This window comes from Polycladomyces zharkentensis, assembly GCF_016938855.1.
GTDB lineage: Bacteria > Bacillota > Bacilli > Thermoactinomycetales > JIR-001 > Polycladomyces > Polycladomyces zharkentensis.
The window spans coordinates 48,149-65,704 of record NZ_JAFHAP010000001.1 but is presented as its reverse complement, the minus strand read 5'-3'; the positions used below and the strand labels follow the sequence as shown (position 1 = coordinate 65,704).

The 17,556-nt window shown below is 50.5% G+C and carries 17 protein-coding genes; 16 read left to right on the top strand and 1 reads right to left on the bottom strand.

Annotated elements, in window-relative coordinates:
- Positions 1 to 20 precede the first annotated feature (20 nt).
- The 3 genes from JQC72_RS00290 to JQC72_RS00280 all read left to right on the top strand — a co-directional run bounded on the left by JQC72_RS00290 (position 21) and on the right by JQC72_RS00280 (position 2,079).
- Complete coding sequence (locus JQC72_RS00290; protein WP_205492123.1) at positions 21 to 848, top strand: DUF2705 family protein; 828 nt, start codon at positions 21 to 23, stop codon at positions 846 to 848.
- Positions 849 to 861: 13 nt separating this feature from the next.
- Positions 862 to 1,620, top strand: coding sequence for an ABC transporter permease (locus tag JQC72_RS00285; protein WP_205492122.1), 759 nt, complete (start codon positions 862 to 864; stop codon positions 1,618 to 1,620).
- Positions 1,621 to 1,833: 213 nt separating this feature from the next.
- Positions 1,834 to 2,079, top strand: coding sequence for a hypothetical protein (locus tag JQC72_RS00280; RefSeq protein ID WP_205492121.1), 246 nt, complete (start codon positions 1,834 to 1,836; stop codon positions 2,077 to 2,079).
- Here the strand turns inward: JQC72_RS00280 and JQC72_RS00275 are convergent.
- Entirely contained in the window at positions 2,072 to 3,253 is a 1,182-nt protein-coding gene (locus JQC72_RS00275) for a vWA domain-containing protein (RefSeq protein ID WP_205492120.1), read from the bottom strand. The two genes, JQC72_RS00280 and JQC72_RS00275, sit on opposite strands and share 8 nt — an antisense overlap.
- A gap of 678 nt (positions 3,254 to 3,931) precedes the next feature.
- Here JQC72_RS00275 and JQC72_RS00270 point away from each other — a divergent pair.
- The 13 genes from JQC72_RS00270 to JQC72_RS00210 all read left to right on the top strand — a co-directional run bounded on the left by JQC72_RS00270 (position 3,932) and on the right by JQC72_RS00210 (position 17,458).
- Positions 3,932 to 4,783: a GRP family sugar transporter gene (locus tag JQC72_RS00270; protein WP_205492119.1), complete on the top strand. Its 852-nt coding sequence runs from the start codon at positions 3,932 to 3,934 to the stop codon at positions 4,781 to 4,783.
- Between the two features lie 38 nt (positions 4,784 to 4,821).
- On the top strand, positions 4,822 to 5,607 hold the full coding sequence (gene gdh, locus JQC72_RS00265) for a glucose 1-dehydrogenase (RefSeq protein ID WP_205492118.1): 786 nt from the start codon (positions 4,822 to 4,824) through the stop codon (positions 5,605 to 5,607).
- A gap of 83 nt (positions 5,608 to 5,690) precedes the next feature.
- Positions 5,691 to 6,302, top strand: coding sequence for a nitroreductase family protein (locus JQC72_RS00260; RefSeq protein WP_302104366.1), 612 nt, complete (start codon positions 5,691 to 5,693; stop codon positions 6,300 to 6,302).
- 757 nt (positions 6,303 to 7,059) lie between these two features.
- Positions 7,060 to 8,316, top strand: a complete 1,257-nt coding sequence (locus JQC72_RS00255) for an argininosuccinate synthase (protein ID WP_205492116.1) — start codon at positions 7,060 to 7,062, stop codon at positions 8,314 to 8,316.
- On the top strand, positions 8,267 to 9,670 hold the full coding sequence (gene argH / locus JQC72_RS00250; RefSeq protein ID WP_205492115.1) for an argininosuccinate lyase: 1,404 nt from the start codon (positions 8,267 to 8,269) through the stop codon (positions 9,668 to 9,670). Before JQC72_RS00255 ends, argH begins: the two co-directional genes overlap by 50 nt.
- Before the next feature lie 333 nt (positions 9,671 to 10,003).
- Positions 10,004 to 10,690 carry a cell division ATP-binding protein FtsE gene (gene ftsE / locus JQC72_RS00245; RefSeq protein ID WP_205492114.1) on the top strand — a complete coding sequence of 229 codons (687 nt, stop codon included), beginning with the start codon at positions 10,004 to 10,006 and terminating at the stop codon, positions 10,688 to 10,690.
- Positions 10,680 to 11,576, top strand: a complete 897-nt coding sequence (gene ftsX, locus JQC72_RS00240; protein ID WP_205492113.1) for a permease-like cell division protein FtsX — start codon at positions 10,680 to 10,682, stop codon at positions 11,574 to 11,576. Before ftsE ends, ftsX begins: the two co-directional genes overlap by 11 nt.
- A 31-nt stretch (positions 11,577 to 11,607) precedes the next feature.
- Complete coding sequence (locus JQC72_RS16680; RefSeq protein ID WP_205492112.1) at positions 11,608 to 12,765, top strand: murein hydrolase activator EnvC family protein; 1,158 nt, start codon at positions 11,608 to 11,610, stop codon at positions 12,763 to 12,765.
- A 42-nt stretch (positions 12,766 to 12,807) separates the two neighbouring features.
- A complete protein-coding gene (locus JQC72_RS00230; protein WP_205492111.1) occupies positions 12,808 to 13,869 on the top strand; it encodes a murein hydrolase activator EnvC family protein in 1,062 nt (353 codons plus the stop codon).
- 223 nt (positions 13,870 to 14,092) lie between these two features.
- Positions 14,093 to 15,157: a murein hydrolase activator EnvC family protein gene (locus JQC72_RS00225; RefSeq protein ID WP_205492110.1), complete on the top strand. Its 1,065-nt coding sequence runs from the start codon at positions 14,093 to 14,095 to the stop codon at positions 15,155 to 15,157.
- Between the two features lie 63 nt (positions 15,158 to 15,220).
- Entirely contained in the window at positions 15,221 to 15,436 is a 216-nt protein-coding gene (locus tag JQC72_RS00220) for a hypothetical protein (protein ID WP_205492109.1), read from the top strand.
- Positions 15,437 to 15,898: 462 nt separating this feature from the next.
- A complete protein-coding gene (locus JQC72_RS00215) occupies positions 15,899 to 16,069 on the top strand; it encodes a hypothetical protein (protein WP_205492108.1) in 171 nt (56 codons plus the stop codon).
- Positions 16,070 to 16,372: 303 nt separating this feature from the next.
- A complete protein-coding gene (locus tag JQC72_RS00210) occupies positions 16,373 to 17,458 on the top strand; it encodes a murein hydrolase activator EnvC family protein (protein WP_205492107.1) in 1,086 nt (361 codons plus the stop codon).
- The last annotated feature ends 98 nt before the right edge of the window (positions 17,459 to 17,556 follow it).

The following is a 17,556-nucleotide window of genomic DNA, read 5'->3' as shown; positions in this document are numbered from 1 at the left end:
TTTATCGAGTTGGTGTCATCATGATTCGGTTGTGGATCAGTGAGTGGGAACGGTTATGGAGCAGACGGATCACTTGGATCCTTTTCTTTTCGATTCCGTTGGTATTGTGGGTGACAGGAAAGTATTACTTGGGGAAGAATGCGCATCTTTCTCCCTCCAGCCCCGAGTTCACCGTGATGGACAATTTTCCGACCATGGCTCTGGCAGAGCAGTTGATCACCTTTTTTAACGTGGTTGTGTTGATGTTGCTGGTCTTTTCGATCACCGAAGAGTACGGGACCGGACAGCTTCGATTGATCATATTGCGTGCCTGTTCTTTTCGTCAAATCTTTTTTGCTAAATGGTTGGCTGTGATGGGGACGGTGGGGCTGTTTCAGGTGGCTTATTTTCTGGAGAGTTATCTGATCGGTGCCTGGATGTTCCCTTTCACTGGCCGGACCCGCCTCTTTCTGCATGCGGGATGGGCTTCCAGCGGGCAAGCCTTTTCCTATCATATCCGGTATTATCTGATCGCCTTTGCGACCCTGGTCGTCATCTCGGCAGTGATGATGTTTTTCGCCGTCATCAGCAGCACGACTACTACGGCCATGGGATTGTCTGTCGGCTTTCTGATGATCTCCATCGCTTATCCCTATGTGTTGTTTGTGTTTACGAGGGGGTTGAACCCTCCTCTTTCGCCCAAGTGGTTTTTCCTTTCCCTGACCCACATTCAATATCAGGGGATCGCCCGCATGTTGGCGGAAAAACCGGATTTCGTCGGATGGAATTTCGCCATAATGGCCGTTTACGGCGTGTTTTTCACTGTGATGGCTTATGGGATCTTCACCCGCCAAGACCGATTTTTTTAGGGGGGATGGATTGGTGAAGGATTTGGTGGTTTCCGAGTTGGAACGCATTTGGAGCAGGAAGAAAACGGCGGTATCGTTCGGGATTCTGGGATTGTTGCTGGTATTCATGACGTTTTGGTTGCAGCGCGGCGGGATCGGATTTTATGATCCGCTGCATACAACCCGGCTCAATTCCGTCAATTTTTCCGTGTTCCTGTTGAAAGAGATTTCATTTGTTCTTTCCTTGATCCTGATCCCGATGATGGTGGCAGACAGTTTCAATGGAGAATATACATCCGGCGCCTATCGGTTGGTCCTGATTCGTCCATATGCACGTTGGCAGTTGTTGACGGCCAAGTGGGTCAGTCAGGCGGCAGTGATCGGAGCGATGCTGGCCATGATTCTTCTGTATGGATTGTTGGCGGGAGCGGCGTTGTTTCCCCATGTGGAAACCGTACCGTTTTTCAACCGGCCGGAGGCGGAAGGGTACGGATTTGTCCTGCTGTTTTACGGCTGGCATGCCCTTATTTTTCTGGCGTTGCTGGGGGTCGGCGGATTGCTGAGCTCCGTTCTCCCCAATACGATTGTTGCTTTCTTCGGATTGATTGCATTTTTGGTCGGTGCTGTGTACGTTTCCCGTCAGATGGTATTTTTTCTGAAGACCGGGGAGTCGGTGTTCAAGCTGATGGGTGGCTTGGGGACATCATCGGTTTTGGCGTTGCTGGCGGCTTGTTTGCTCTTCTCATGCAGTATGACTTACGTACTGTGGGGGAGAAGGGATTGGGTGTATTGAATTTGGTCTAATCGATGGAAATAAGGCAAAAAAGTTCATACCGACGGAGTTCCAAATTGGAAGGCGAAACAAAGGCTTCTGATCTGTTCCATCAACACGTGGGCATTTTCCAAGTAACATGGGATGGGCATCTTATCCTCTGTCCGAGTTCCTTTTCCAATCAGACGCAGGAAATAAACGCGGCCCAGTTGGTGGAAGGAGAAGAGATCGGGGATGAACCCGAAAAATGTACTAAAAACCGGAGGCCAGCGGTTTTGGTCTCCGGTTTTGGTGTCTTCGTCAATGTTTGCCCAGATTTTGATTGATTTTCTCTTCCGCCTGTTGCCTCCGACGTTTCGCCATATCTTCCATCCGTTTTTGGAAGGCATCAATTTCCTTGAACAGACGCTTCCGTTCCTCGGAGCGGTAATGTTCCAGCTTCGATTTCCGGTCTTGGATCAGTTTGCCGACCTCAACTGAGGTGTGATGAGTCGATAATCCCTTTTTCCTCCAGGTAATCCCGGGCGGCACGTAGATGTTCATCTTCTTTACGCCAAGTATTTCGAAACAGTCCGTCGGGCAATCCGATGATCCGGTCAGCCTCATCCTGCTTGTCGATCCTGTTAAAGAGCATGTCCCATCTCACTTGGCTTTCGTAGATTTCCCACTCCTGCCGCAGCTCCTTGTACCGCCGTTCCAGTTCCGCTTTCAGATCCTCTTTGGTACGAACGGTTCGGTAGGTCCCGCCGCCTGCTTCCGCCACTTTTTGCAGGGCTTGCTGCCCCGCGTCATCCACGTCGAATCCGATGATGTTGACCACCGCCTGGATGTCGGATTGATACAACGACTGGGCGGCCTTCACCGGATCGCCGCCGCAGGTTTCCACGCCGTCACTGACGACATAGACGATATTTTGCGTGTCTTTCCCCGCTTCTTTTTCCAGATCCATTTGAGCGGCTTGGATGGAAGCGGCCAAAGGCGTCCATCCGCCCGGCTTGAAGCTGTCCAATGCCCGGTTGAATTTGCCTGCATCATATTCCGACAACGGGTAGGCCAGTTCACTGCTCTTGCAGGAGAGCGCCTTGTCCTTTGGACTGTTGGTCCCCTTGTGCCCGTATACCCGAAGGGAGACCCGCGCCCCTTTCGGCAGGGAGGAGACGAAATCGCGAATGGCCTGTTTGGCCAGTTCCATCCGCTGTGCCCCGTCCGTCTTTTCCGCCATGCTTCCGCTGGAGTCCAGCAGGATTTCCACATTCATGTTCTGCACCTTGACATCCTTGTTGATGTCGGACGCCGGCATTTTGGCGTCGGTGGGCACCGCCGGGTTGAACTCCTCCACCTTTTTCAGGATGGGCTTGTAATCCTCCGCCAGGTAATAGATCAAGCGGTTATATACCTCACGGGCGGAGAGACCTTTCGGAAACTTGTCCAGTTCCGCCTGTACCTTTGCTTTGTCGTATTTGTTGCCCGCGTATTTCCCCGGCCCCTCTCTCAGCATCCCCTCCACGGTTGTCGCTGCTTTGAACTCTTCCGGCCCGGCGGGTTTCTTTTTCTGCACCGCTTCCTGAGGGGAACCGGCGGACAGGAGGCCGGAACACCCGGTGCTGATCATAAGCGATAACATGAGGACCAACATTCCGACGATCCGTTTCATCCTTCCACCTCTTCAATATTTTTCAACAGTCTTCATCTTACAAAAAACAGAAAACTCCGTCCATAGAACAAAGGGAGTAAATGGAATGTATGTGCAGAATAAAACTTTAAAAAGTTTGGCGATGGGGAAACACCGGTATGTTGGTCGCCAGTACAAGCGAGGGAAGTGCTACTCTGTCCGTGGTCTTTGGCGCGATGGGAGGAGTGGAAAGAAAAAAGTTCGTCATGGGGAGCAGCGAGAGATTGTGTGGCCGGATGGGCGTATGTTATAGATGGACAGGCGTATTGGATCGACCAGTACTGACGAGGAAATTGACTTGATGCTTGCGTCACCAGAGTTTGACTAAGGGGGAGACGTGATGGATGACAATGGTGATCGTCCCATGTGGGGCGTTTTTTTGTTCGGTTTTCAGTGCGGATCTCCAAGGGGGCGGCTCCTAGCTTATACTGATTTAACGGGTGTTGGGGAGAGAGGAAACCCTCTATTTTTTTGTGTATTGAGCGAGTTCAATCAGTTTTCGTAGTTTCCCTTTCGTGACCTCATCAGTTCAAATAAAGGCTTCTATTTTTTACTAATTGACTATTAGAAACGCAAGTGGTACTATTGGTTACGTAAAATAATCAACTAACTAAAGTAAAGTATATTATCAAAGTACATCATGAAAGAAGGGTTCAACCAATGGATATACTCTTAGCTCTCATCCCGGCACTGGCTTGGGGAAGTATTGTATTACTTAACGTGAAACTGGGTGGTGGACCTTATAGCCAAACGTTGGGAACAACGATAGGGGCATTGGTTTTTTCCATCGTGATCTTTCTTTTTGTACAACCTCCGTTGTCACCCCTCATTTTTATCGTCGGAATCCTATCCGGCTTATTTTGGGCTCTTGGTCAGCGAAACCAATTGAAAAGCGTGGAATATATGGGTGTTTCAAAAACCATGCCGATTTCAACAGGGATGCAATTGGTCTCTACGACGCTCTTTGGCGTGATTGTGTTTAAAGAATGGTCTACACTGAGCGCCATTCTCTTTGGGACAATCGCTCTCATCCTGATTGTGATCGGGATTGTCCTCACTTCTCTGGAGGATGAAAACAGAAAAGATACATCCAGGCAAACGAAAAAAGGGATCGTCACACTGATTGTGTCTACGGTCGGTTACCTCATTTACGTGGTGATTGTACGACTTTTCCATATCGATAGCTGGTCGGCCCTTTTCCCTCAAGCGATTGGAATGGTCGTTGGGGGGGTGATGCTGACTTATAAACACAAACCTTTTAATCGCTATACCCTCAAAAACATCTTACCTGGGGTCGTTTGGGCAACCGGCAACTTGTTTTTGTTCATTTCCCAACCAAAAGTAGGTGTAGCCATCAGTTTTTCTTTATCCCAATTGGGGATTATCGTTTCTACGCTCGGCGGTATTGTTTTCTTGGGCGAAAAGAAAACGAAACGTCAACTTATTGGGATTGTGACAGGGATTATCCTGATTGTGATCGGTGCTGTTTTCCTTGGTTTAGCCAAATCATAAATGCAACAACCAATACATCAATCGGAGGAGGATGTTTTATGTATCCAGATCTGAAAGGAAAAGTCGTTGTCATTACCGGAGCTTCAAAAGGTATTGGTCGGGCCATGGCCATTCGGTTTGGTCAAGAACAAGCCAAAGTGGTGATCAACTATCGTTCGAGTGAAGAAGAAGCCCTTGAAGTGATGAAAGAAGTCAAACAAGCAGGCGGAGATGCGATTATTGTCAGTGGGGATGTGACGAAAGAAGAAGATGTCAAACGTCTTGTTCGATCTGCCATTGATCATTACGGTACTTTAGATGTGATGATCAATAACGCCGGAATTGAAAATCCAGTCCCATCACACGAATTATCCCTATCGGATTGGAACAAGGTTATTAATACCAACTTAACCGGTGCTTTTTTGGGTAGCCGTGAAGCCATTAAATATTTTGTAGAAAACAACATTAGAGGGAACGTCATTAACATGTCGAGTGTGCATGAAGTGATTCCTTGGCCACTGTTTGTCCATTACGCTGCAAGCAAAGGCGGCATCAAGTTAATGACCGAAACCTTGGCGTTAGAATACGCTCCAAAAGGCATCCGTGTGAACAACATTGGACCAGGCGCCATTGATACTCCGATTAATGCTGAAAAATTCTCTGATCCTGAACAAAGAAAAGATGTCGAAAGTATGATTCCGATGGGCTATATCGGTAAACCGGAACAAATCGCCGCAGCAGCGGCATGGCTGGCTTCTTCTGAATCCAGTTATGTGACAGGGATTACCTTGTTTGTAGATGGCGGAATGACCAAATATCCGGAATTCCAAGCAGGAAGAGGCTAAACTTTAGAATAGTTAAGGAGATGTGTTAAATGGGATTCTTAGATAATGTATTCGGAAATAAAATGAAACCGGGGGCGAGTGGCATGGCGAATAGCGCAAAAGATTTCTATACAGCAGTGAAAGATCGACGCACTTATTACGGGATCAGCAAAGAAGCACCCGTTTCTGATGAAAGAATTAAAGAAGTGATTGACCATGCTGTCAAATACACACCATCTGCATTTAATTCCCAGAGTGCACGAGTAGTTCTGTTGTTAGGAGAGCATCACAACAAGTTATGGGATATTACTAAGGAAACGTTAAGAAAAATCGTTCCTGCAGATCGATTCGCTTCAACGGAAGAAAAAATAAACAACTCATTCCGTAGTGGCTATGGGACAGTTTTGTTCTTTGAAGACGAACGTGTAATTCAAGGTCTGCAACAACAATTCCCATCTTATGCGAAGAATTTCCCGATTTGGGCTCATCAATCTTCGGGTATGCTCCAATATGTGATTTGGACATCATTAGAAATCGAAGGATTTGGCGCCTCTTTGCAACACTATAACCCACTCATTGATGATGAAGTGAAAAGAGAGTGGAATATCCCCAACGAATGGACACTTATTGCTCAAATGCCGTTTGGTAAGCCGATTACTACACCTGGAGATAAAGAATTCAAGCCGTTGGAAGAACGTGTTAAATTCTTCAAATAATTAATGACAAGCCATTTTTAAACTGACTAAGGGCTACAGTTCTGAAAAACCTGATTTCCTTTGGGAAAACGAAGGGAATCAGGTTTTTCTTTTGAACGTCCGTAAAGATTAAGATAAAGTTAATTTTACGAAACTTTTCATTCCGAGAAAAAGAAGCAAATTTGCTTCTGACTAATTGATATGATATTACAATTTGCTCGTTACGAAAAGCAACAACTTTACATTATTACTACTTTCTAAGCAGGGATAATAAGCCCATCCTTTTTGGGAATGGGAAGGATAAAAGTTCACGCCATCACCAACCAAAAGATGGACTCCCTTTGAGGATAGCAAAAAAACGCCTTCAAGACGAGACTGTTGACAGTGTGGTCGGACCTCACGCAATTTCGGGGAACGGAGCGAAATTTCCGTCCATCGCGGAGCTACAGACGGGAAATCGGAGTCAGCCGCTTTGTCATCAATCTGCTTCGGTACAAGTCAATGGGTTGGCATGTGAATGGGCTGTTGGGCCTACGCATGATGATTTTGTGAACTGGTTGATTCAATATTTTCCATCCTCAAAGTTGGATTCTGTTGAGGGAAAACAGCCGTTGTATCGGGAGTGGGCGAAAAACCGGAAAAGGCAGTCCGACATGTGGATCGCCCCCCGGATCAAAATGTGTGACATTTGCTTGACACTCGAAAAAAACATGGACTTTTATCGGTTGGTATGTATAATAATACACTAAGATGAATTTTTATAAGGGAGAGGTCAAACGTGGCAAAAGATAAGGTGATCCTGGCATATTCCGGGGGTTTAGATACATCGGTCGCCATCAAGTGGTTGCAGGAGCACTACGGTTATGATGTTGTCGCCGTCGCCCTTGATGTGGGAGAGGGCAAGGATTTGGATTTTGTCAAAGCCAAAGCGTTGAAAGTGGGTGCGGTCAAGTCGCTGGTCGTCGATGCGCGGCAGTGGTTTGCCGAGAAATATCTGGCGCCGGCACTGAAGGCCAATGCGATGTATGAAGGCAAATATCCGTTGGTGTCCGCGCTGTCCCGTCCGCTCATCTCGGAAGTGCTGGTGCAAGTGGCGGAAAAAGAAGGTGCGGTTGCCGTGGCGCACGGTTGTACCGGGAAAGGGAATGACCAGGTACGGTTCGATGTGTCCGTCGCCGCATTGAATCCACACCTGAAAGTGATCGCACCGGTTCGGGAGTGGGCGATGTCCAGGGACGAAGAGATCGAATACGCCAAAAAACACGGTATTCCGATCCCGGTCGATTTGGATAATCCCTACAGCATCGACCAGAACTTGTGGGGAAGAAGTTGTGAGTGCGGCATTTTGGAAAATCCGTGGGCGGAGCCGCCGGAGGAAGCGTATGAATGGACAGCTTCACTGGCCGATACGCCCGATCAGCCTGATGAAGTGGAGATCACATTTGAAAAGGGACTTCCTGTCGCATTGGACGGGCAAACGATGCCGCTTCATGAGCTGATTGCCGCGTTGAACCAGATCGCCGGGAAACACGGTGTCGGCCGGATCGATCACGTGGAAAACCGGCTGGTGGGCATCAAATCGCGTGAGGTGTACGAGTGTCCGGGAGCCATTACACTGATCACGGCTCACCGGGAACTGGAGTTTCTGACGCAAACCCGGGAGATTGCCCAGTTCAAGCCGATCGTGGAACAGCAATGGGGCAAATTGATCTATGAAGGCTTGTGGTTCTCCCCGCTCAAAAAAGCATTGGACGCCTTTATCGACGTGACGCAAGAAACCGTCAGCGGAACGGTGCGCGTCAAGCTGTTCAAAGGGCATGCCGTGGTCACCGGCCGTAAGTCGGATCGATCTCTGTACAATGAAAAGCTGGCCACCTACACGCCGGAGGACACCTTCGATCATCAGGCAGCCGTCGGTTTTATCCGTCTGTGGGGATTGCCGACGCAAGTATTCGCCACCGTCAACCCGAAGAAGGAGGATCACGATGAAGCTCTGGGGCGGGCGATTTACCAAGCCGACCAACCAGTTGGTTGAGGAATACACCGCATCGATCGGGTTTGATCAACGGCTGGCCGAAGAAGATATCCGGGGGAGTATGGCCCATGTGCGCATGCTGGGCGCCTGTGGCATTTTGACGAAGGAAGAGACGAAGACCATCCTTTCCGGGTTGGAAACGATCCGGGAACGCATCCGCCGCGGGGAAGTGTCGTTTTCGGTCGAGAATGAAGACATACACATGAACATCGAGAAACTGTTGATCGAGGAAATCGGTCCCGTCGGCGGCAAACTGCATACGGGTCGCAGCCGCAATGATCAGGTGGCGTTGGATATGCACCTGTACGTTCGTCATCAAACCGTTGAACTGGTCCGTTTGCTTGTCGGCGTGCAGGAAGCGCTCATCGCACAGGCGGAAGTGCACGTGGATACCATCCTGCCGGGATACACCCACCTGCAGCGTGCCCAGCCCGTGCGGCTGGCCCATCACCTGTTGGCTTACGTTTCCATGTTTCAGCGTGATATCGAGCGGTTGATGGACAGTTACAAACGGGTCAACATTTCGCCGTTGGGTGCCGGTGCGATCGCCGGGACGACCTTTCCGATCGACCGGTACATGGTAGCGGAGGAACTCGGCTTCGACGGTATCTATGACAACAGCATGGACGCCGTCAGCGATCGTGACTATCTGGTGGAGTTTCTCTCCATCGCTTCGCTCATCATGGTTCATCTCTCCCGTCTGTCCGAAGAGTTGATCCTGTGGTCCAGTGAAGAGTTCGGTTACATCGAGTTGGATGATGCCTTCTGTACGGGCAGCAGCATGATGCCGCAGAAGAAAAATCCGGACGTCCCCGAACTGGTCCGGGGGAAAACAGGACGCGTCATCGGTCATCTGGTGGCGTTACTCACTGCATTGAAGGCCTTGCCACTCACTTACAACAAGGATATACAGGAAGACAAAGAGGGCGTGTTCGATACGGTGGACACGCTGACCGGGGCGCTCGCGTTAACGGCGCCGATGCTTTCCAGCATGAAAGTGAATGTGGAGAAAATGCGGGAAAATGCGCAAAGCGGGTTTGCCAACGCCACTGATCTGGCTGATTATCTGGTGAAGAAAGGCTTGCCGTTCCGCGAAGCGCATGAAGTCGTCGGGCGTTTGGTACTGCATTGCCTGGAACGGGGCAAGACATTGACGGATTGTGAATTGGCGGAATTCAAGGCCGCCTGCCCGCTGATTGAGGCGGACGTTTATGAAGCACTTCAATTGGAACGGGTGGTGGACGCGCGAAATATCCCCGGCGGTACGGGGCGTCAAGCCGTTTTGGCCGCGATCGAAGAAAAAAAATCGAAAATCGATGAAACCCATACGTGGTTAGATCACGTTATTGATTAATGAAATGGATTTCTATCAACCGAAATCGGATATAGAAACCCTTGCCTGACGGCAGTCAGGGTGTTGACAAGATGCGGACGACATTTGTCCGGGAGAGGGAGCAAGGGTCGAAAAAACGACCCGTTTCCCATTGTCAGCAGTCCACTGCGGGAGGGTAGTGGGTTTCTTTCGTTTTGCTTTTGTCGAATTAGCGAACGAACAGGAAAGGCGGCTGGGATTGCGGGATAAAGATGCTATACTATAATAGTAATGTGATTTGATGCGTGTGATAGGATGGGGAGTTTGTTACATAGTTTCATAGAAAACCAGGTACACGAGGCTTGAGGTGATATTGTGATCGAAATGCATGATGTTTGGAAAAGATACCCGAACGGTGTTGAGGCGTTGCGTGGAATTGACGTCAAGATCGAACAGGGAGAATTCGTCTACATTGTCGGACCGAGTGGTGCGGGTAAGAGTACCTTTATCAAGCTCATGTACCGGGAAGAAAAGCCATCCAGCGGTGTCATCCTGATCAACGGCGTCAATGTCAAACGCGTTCGGGATTGGAAAATTCCGTATTTGCGTCGCAATATTGGAGTGGTATTCCAAGATTACAAATTGTTGCCCAACATGACAGCGTATGAGAACGTCGCTTTCGCCATGGAGGCGATTGAGGCGCCGAGACGGCAGATTCGCCGGCGCGTGGAGGAAGTCTTGGAGCTGGTCGGTTTGCAGGATCGGATGCACGCCCTCCCGTCCCAATTGTCCGGTGGGGAACAGCAACGGGTCTCCATCGCCCGGGCGATTGTAAACAATCCCAGTTTCCTGATTGCGGACGAGCCTACGGGGAACCTGGACCCCGAAAACTCGTGGGACATTATGTATTTGCTGCAGGAGATCAACAACCGTGGAACGACCATCGTGATGGCGACCCACAACAAAGAGATCGTGAACACGATGCGCAAGCGCGTCATCGCCATCGAACAAGGCGTCATTGTGAGGGACGAGTGGCAGGGGGAATACGGTTATGAAGATTGATACGATGTTCCGCCATGCTCGCGAGGCGGTCAAAAGTTTACGCAGAAACTCGTGGATGACGTTCGCCGCGGTCAGTGCGGTGGCCGTCACCTTGCTCATTTTCGGATTCTTTCTCGTGTTTGCCTTCAATGTCAGCTATTGGGCCGGCGAATTGGACAAACAGATGGGTGTAACGGCGTTCGTCTCGCAGACGGCCACTACGTATGACGTGGATGCGTTGAAAAAACAGATCTCGCAGATGCCGGAAGTGAAAAGCGTGGAATTCGTCCCCAAATCGGCGGGACTGGAACAGATGAAAAAGCAATGGGGGAAAGATTCCACATTCCTGGAAGGATTGGAAGGGAACCAGAACCCGTTGCCTGACATGTTCCGTATTGTGCCCAAAAACCCGCAAAAAATCGAGGAATTGGAGAGCAAGATCAAACAGCTCAACCAAATCGATGATGCCGACTCCGGTGACGGGGTCTCCGACAAACTGCTCGATCTGTCCTATTACGTCCGTATCGTGGTGTTGGTCTTCGGAACCGGGTTGGCCGTCTTGGCTGCGTTCCTGATCTCCAACACCATCAAACTGACCATCTTCGCCCGCCGCCGTGAAATTGAGATCATGCGGTTGGTGGGGGCGAGTAACTGGTTTATTCGTTGGCCGTTTTTCATTGAAGGTGCCTTGATCGGGATTTTGGGATCGATTGTGCCGGTGACGATCGTGTTGGTGGTGTATAACGCGTTCCTCCACATCATGGATGCGGGTCAGGGGTACAACTTCTTCAAAGCGTTGGACATGTGGCCCCTGTCTCTGTATGTCACGCTGTTGACCATGGCGTTGGGTGTTGTGATCGGAGTCTGGGGAAGTATCATGTCGATTCGCCGATTCCTGAAAGTCTGATCATGCCAAAAACGTTTTGGAGGGGAATGGTGTGAAGCGCTTCTTTTTGTTGGCGGTAAGCGTTTGTTTGGCCTTGGGAGTCGTCTTGCCGCCTGCCGGCGCTTCGGCTCAATCCGGGCCGAGTGAAATCGATCGGAAAAAGGAAGCCATCAAAGAGCGGGACAAGCAGATTCAGCAAATCGAAAAAGAGAAAAAGGTGAAAGCCGAAGATTTGCAGTCGCTGGTGAAGCAAATCGATGAGATGAAACAACGGCTGGCGGCATTGAATGATCAGGTATACCGATCAGAACAGCAGTTACAACAGTCGAAGGCGCGTCTGTCGCAACTGGAAAAGCAGCTGGAGGAGCGGCAGGCGCTGTTTCGAAATCGGGTACGACAGTTGTATATGCAGGGCAACATGTTTTACTTCGAAGCGCTGATGAGCTCCGACTCGTTCGCACAATTCCTCTCCCGGCTTTATTGGGTACGCGAAGTGGTCAAGGCCGACCGGCAATTGATTGCGGGGTTTCAGAAAAACCGGCAAGAAGTCGCGCGTCAAAAATCCCTCATCGAGCAGCAGTTGAAACAGAAAAAACAGCAGATGGCCGCAGCAGAGGGTTTACATAAACAACTGATCGCCGAATATCGTCGGAACGAAGCGCAATTGGCCCAGTTGGAACAGCAGCGGTCGCATTTGGAAGAACTGAACGAGCAGGACACCCGGCAGGTTCAGCAGTTGATCGCACAAAGGGAACGTGAGTTGGAAAAGCGTGCATCCGGCGGTGACAAAGGCGTTCAGAAACCCAAATATCAAGGCGGGAAATTTTACTGGCCTGTGGACGGTGGCCGCTTGACATCCAAATTCGGCCTTCGTTACCATCCGATCAAGCATCGGTGGCGTCTTCACGCGGGAATCGACATTGCCGACCGTCTGGGATCGCCGATTCACGCCGCCGCTGACGGCGTGGTGATGGAATCCCGTCCCGCCAGTGGTTACGGTTGGATCGTTGTCATCTATCACGGCAACAACTTGGCCACGTTGTACGCACATGTATATCCTCAGGATGTGCGGGTCAGCGTGGGACAGCACGTATCGCGGGGCCAGGTGATTGCGGCGGTTGGCAATAATGGGGTGTCCACGGGACCCCACCTCCATTTTGAAGTTCACAAAAACGGAGAACCCGTCGATCCCCTGCCTTATTTCAGATGATCCGTGGACAACTGGAAGAACACAACACAGGGAGAGGGTTGGATGAAGCGCACGTTGCTTGCAATGGTATTGGCTGTCAGCTTGGTTTTCAGCGGGCTGACGGTCAACGGGGTGAACGCGGAGAGCAAAGTGGACAAGACCAAAAAGGAATTGCAGGATATTCGGAACCGGAAGTCACAGAAGGAAGCGGATCTGGAAAAAGTGAAGGAACAGCTTGATGCCAGGGAACAAAAACTGAATGAGCTGGAGAAAAAATTGGACGAACAGAACAAAAAGGTGGAGAAAGCGAAAAAAGATCTCCAGCAAGCGGAAAAAGAACTCAATCAGCATGCGGCCATCTTCAAACAACGAGTCCGTGAGATTTACATGAAAGGCGACATGGGATACATGAAGGCCTTGTTTTCAGCCGGCTCCTTCAACGAATTCCTGGTCCGTTTTGAGACGATCCGCCTGATCGTCAAACAGGATCGCACCCTGTTGAATCATTATTTCGAAGCCAGGGAGAAAAAAGAGAAAGATCAGCAAAGGTTGTTGGCAGAGCAAAACAAATTGAAAGAGGAAAAGGCCAAGGCGGATGAAGAATATCAAAAGCTCGTCGCCTTGGTGAAACAGCACGAAGCGTCTTTGCACCAGCTGGAGGAAGAAGAAGAAATCAAGCAGGAAGAGCTGGACAAGATCAACGCGCAATTGGCCTACAGCCGCGGCCTGTGGAATGGCGGATATTTGTCACGTCCGTGCGACGGACCGATGACGTCCCCCTACGGTTGGCGCGTTCACCCGGTGACCGGGGAAGCCAAATTCCACGAAGGCGTGGACTTCGGCTGTCCAATGGGATCGCCGATCTATGCCGCGGCCAGCGGAAAGGTGATCGAAAACCGTCCGTCCAACGGGTATGGATGGATTGTTGTCATTGACCACGGCGGATTGTCCACCTTGTATGCTCACATGTATGGCAACACGGTTACGGTCAATGTGGGTGAACGCGTGGCTCGCGGTCAAAAAATCGCGGAAGTGGGGAACAACGGGCGTTCCACCGGACCGCACCTTCACTTTGAAGTGCGGAAAAACGGAAGATTGCAGGATCCGGCGAAGTATTTAAGGTAATCATTCTTCCTTTTTCAAATCCAGCAATAAGTCGACCCGCCCGATTGGTTCAATCAAACGCCGGGATAGATGCAGGAAATGCGAACGGGGCATCCGTCCTGATCCGGGAGCGGGTCGACTTTTTTATATAGTATTTTTAGTATTCGGTGATCAAACGAGATGCCGGGCAAGTCCCCGACGGTTTTCGTTGACACCTGAAAAAAACATATGGAGAGAGGGTTGAATGAAGCGCACGTTGCTTGCAATGGTATTGGCTGTCAGCTTGGTTTTCAGCGGGCTGACGGTCAACGGGGTGAACGCGGAGAGCAAAGTGGACAAGACCAAAAAGGAATTGCAGGATATTCGGAACCGGAAGTCGCAGAAGGAAGCGGATCTGGAAAAGGTGAAGGAGCAACTGGATGCCAGGGAACAAAAACTGAATGAGCTGGAGAAAAAATTGGACGAACAGAACAAAAAGGTGGAGAAAGCGAAAAAAGATCTCCGGAAAGCGGAAAAAGAACTCAATCAGCATGCGGCCATCTTCAAACAACGAGTCCGCGAGATTTACATGAAAGGCGACATGGGATACATGAAGGCCTTGTTTTCAGCCGAATCCTTCAACGAATTCCTGGTCCGATTTGAGACGGTCCGCCTGATCGTCAAACAGGACCGTACCCTGTTGAATCATTATTTCGAGGCCTGGGAGAAAAAAGAGAAGGATCAGCAAAGGTTGTTGGCGGAGCAAAACAAATTGAAAGAGGAAAAGGCCAAGGCGGATGAAGAATATCAAAAGATTGTCACCTTGGTGAAACAGCACGAAAAGGCGTTGAGCCAACTGGAGGAAGAAGAAGAAATCAAGCAGGAAGAGCTGGACAAGATCAACGCAGAGCTGGCTTACAGCAGTGGGATGTGGAGTGGCGGAAAATTGTCGAGACCGTGCAACGGGCCGATCACGTCCCCCTTCGGTTGGCGGCCACACCCGGTGACGGGGGGATACAAACACCATGATGGTGTGGACATTGGTTGCCCGATGGGAGCGTCCATTCGTGCCGCGGCCAGCGGGAAGGTGATCGAAAGCCGTCCGTCCAGCGGATATGGGTGGATTGTTGTCATTGACCACGGCGGATTGTCCACCTTGTATGCTCATATGTATGGCAACACGGTGACGGTCAATGTGGGTGATCGCGTGGCTCGCGGTCAAAAGATCGCGGAAGTGGGCAACAACGGCACCGGCACCGGCCCGCACTGCCACTTCGAAGTGCGGAAAAACGGCAAGTTGCAGAATCCTGTGTATTATCTGTCGAGATAGTCCATTGTCTCAATCAAGCAACAAGTCGACCCACCCGGTGGCCCAAGATATTATCGGTGGTGGATGAAAAATCCAACAGGAACACAATCGATCAACCATTTGCCGATCCGGGAACGGGTCGACTTTTTTCGTGACTTGCCCCACACGGCTGAAGCACCGGAGGCACTCCCTTTGGTCGTCGTGGTCTTTTCGCTTCATCTGGCGTGGCAGCCCACATCCATCCACGATGGTTTCGTCATGCCTGGGCAATTTTCGTTTCACGAGTTTTTGCTCGCATAGCAGTTTTAAGTGTTTTCGCACTTCTTGACTCGATTGCACCAAAATTCTGTCGGACAAGCAAAACCCGCAGGATCAGGAAGCAGCCGCATAGGTGGCGCAGTTGAAACCGAAAGTGGCCGCCGAGATGCAAGCGCTGAAACAGCTCAATGCACAGCTCGCTTTCATCCCAACCCTGAAGGGATGGGTTTTCCTGCACGCTCTTCATAAAAGTATCACATTGATGTGTAGCGAAACGAGAGCCGGTGGCCACGTCCAGGGCGTGTCCAGAGTTGGTATGGTTCGATCAGACGGACAATGCACATACTGATTCATTCGCTGAATGGCAGCATTCAAAACATGCGAATGGAAACACCTTTTTGACACTGGATTCCATTTTGAGGGAATATTCGAAGAGAATAACGATACAGACAAAAGGATCACGCGCAAGGAGAGGATGGAATGAATCGAGGAGGGTAGACAGGGGTGATGGTGCTCAGTCTGGTGTTTCGGGAGGGCCGGCAGGCGTATCGTTACGGGGAAATCAAGACGGATCAGAAGAAAAGAGCGGGAACATGGGTGTGTTCATCCCGTTACCGGGAGGCAGGAGTCGATTTCGACGGACCCATGGCACACCGATTCATGCTGCTGCGGTGAAGGAAAGTCACCCCGCAAGCGGCTACGGCGGGCCGTCATTCTGGATCAGGCGGTTTCACCATGTTGGATGGGCATAGTTCGGTACGCGTGAGTGCGGGCAAACGGATGCTGCGGCCAGGTGATCGCGGAAAATGCCGGGTCCTCGCATACATCTGCAAAATCCGATCCGTTACCTGCAGGGATCAGCTCCATGAGCAGAGTGGCCTTTTTCCGGAACGCGACCGTTGCGGGAGTGGGCGGGAAAAAGGCCACTCACAGAGAAGAAAATCAGCACAACCAGGAGAGATGGAGGAACAGAGAAAGATGCGGAAAGGAATCCTGTTGGCGGCAGCGGTTTGCTTGGGACTGTTCATTTCTTCTCCGGCATGGGCGGTTCCCTCCTCAGCAGTGAAATCGAAGAGTGAGCTCAATCAGGTACGTCAGCAAAAAGGACAGGTGCAGGGGAAAATCAAACAGTTGAACGAGAAGATGAAAGCCAACCAGGCGGAGCTGGAACGTTTGGAGAAAGAAAGTTACCGAATTGATGACGAGATTCTGCGGACGCAGCAAGAGATCCGTCAGATCAACGCAAAGTTGACCCGCCAGCAAGCCATTTTCAAACAACGGGTTCGCCGTTTGTATGAGCAAGGGGATTTCGGCTTCATGCGCACCTTGTTGACAGCCGATTCCTTTCAGGCGTTTCTCACCCGTTTTGAGACGATGCGCCTGATCGTCAAACAGGATCGGAACCTGTTCGACTCTTATTTTAAATGGAAGCAAGCCAAAACCCGTTACGAATCCTCACTGGTTCAATTGAAGGCCGAACAAAAAAAGAAAGCCGAAGAAGCCAAAGCGGCATATGACCGAATGTTGGCCGACCTGAAGAAAAACCGGGTACGGCTTGCCGAGCTGGAGGGGTTGGAAGATATCAAAGAAGACGAAGTGCGTCGGATCAATCTCAGCTTGCTGCACAGTGGCCGGTTGTCCTTTCCGTACGAGGGCGGCCCTCTTCGTTGGCCTGCCAACAGTCATGAGATCACGTCCCCGTATGGACCGCGCGTCCACCCGCTCAAAGGGGTGATGCGACCGCATATGGGGATCGACATCCACGGAAACTACAACGATCCGGTATATGCGGCGGCCGGCGGAGTGGTGGTGAGAAGCGGGCCGTCACTCGGCTACGGTTGGATTATTGTCATTTACCACGGGAAAAAAGGGGGACAAGACCTTTTTACCTGGTATGGTCACAGTTACGAAAATCAGGTTTTGGTGCATGAAGGCGACGAAGTGAAGCGGGGACAGCGCATCTCCGGGATTGGCAGCAACGGTTTTTCCACGGGTCCGCATCTCCATTTTGAGGTGCGGTTGGGAGAGAAAGCGGTCAACCCTGTTCTGTACCTTTCCCATTGAGGAAGCACGGGGATGATTCCGGTGACACATTGCGCTATAATAAATGGATGAACGAACCAATCCGAAAAGAACTGTACAGTTCCACGGACTGGACAGTC

What these genes read in the sequence shown, in the direction of transcription:
- JQC72_RS00275 (WP_205492120.1), bottom strand. Translation starts at nt 3,253, where the DNA reads ATGAAACGGATCGTCGGAATGTTGGTCCTCATGTTATCGCTTATGATC.
- ftsX (WP_205492113.1), top strand. Translation starts at nt 10,680, where the DNA reads ATGAAGATTGATACGATGTTCCGCCATGCTCGCGAGGCGGTCAAAAGT.
- gdh (WP_205492118.1), top strand. Translation starts at nt 4,822, where the DNA reads ATGTATCCAGATCTGAAAGGAAAAGTCGTTGTCATTACCGGAGCTTCA.
- JQC72_RS00270 (WP_205492119.1), top strand. Translation starts at nt 3,932, where the DNA reads ATGGATATACTCTTAGCTCTCATCCCGGCACTGGCTTGGGGAAGTATT.
- JQC72_RS00290 (WP_205492123.1), top strand. Translation starts at nt 21, where the DNA reads ATGATTCGGTTGTGGATCAGTGAGTGGGAACGGTTATGGAGCAGACGG.
- JQC72_RS00260 (WP_302104366.1), top strand. Translation starts at nt 5,691, where the DNA reads ATGGCGAATAGCGCAAAAGATTTCTATACAGCAGTGAAAGATCGACGC.
- JQC72_RS00230 (WP_205492111.1), top strand. Translation starts at nt 12,808, where the DNA reads ATGAAGCGCACGTTGCTTGCAATGGTATTGGCTGTCAGCTTGGTTTTC.
- JQC72_RS00225 (WP_205492110.1), top strand. Translation starts at nt 14,093, where the DNA reads ATGAAGCGCACGTTGCTTGCAATGGTATTGGCTGTCAGCTTGGTTTTC.
- JQC72_RS00280 (WP_205492121.1), top strand. Translation starts at nt 1,834, where the DNA reads ATGAACCCGAAAAATGTACTAAAAACCGGAGGCCAGCGGTTTTGGTCT.
- argH (WP_205492115.1), top strand. Translation starts at nt 8,267, where the DNA reads ATGAAGCTCTGGGGCGGGCGATTTACCAAGCCGACCAACCAGTTGGTT.
- JQC72_RS00210 (WP_205492107.1), top strand. Translation starts at nt 16,373, where the DNA reads ATGCGGAAAGGAATCCTGTTGGCGGCAGCGGTTTGCTTGGGACTGTTC.
- JQC72_RS00220 (WP_205492109.1), top strand. Translation starts at nt 15,221, where the DNA reads ATGAAAAATCCAACAGGAACACAATCGATCAACCATTTGCCGATCCGG.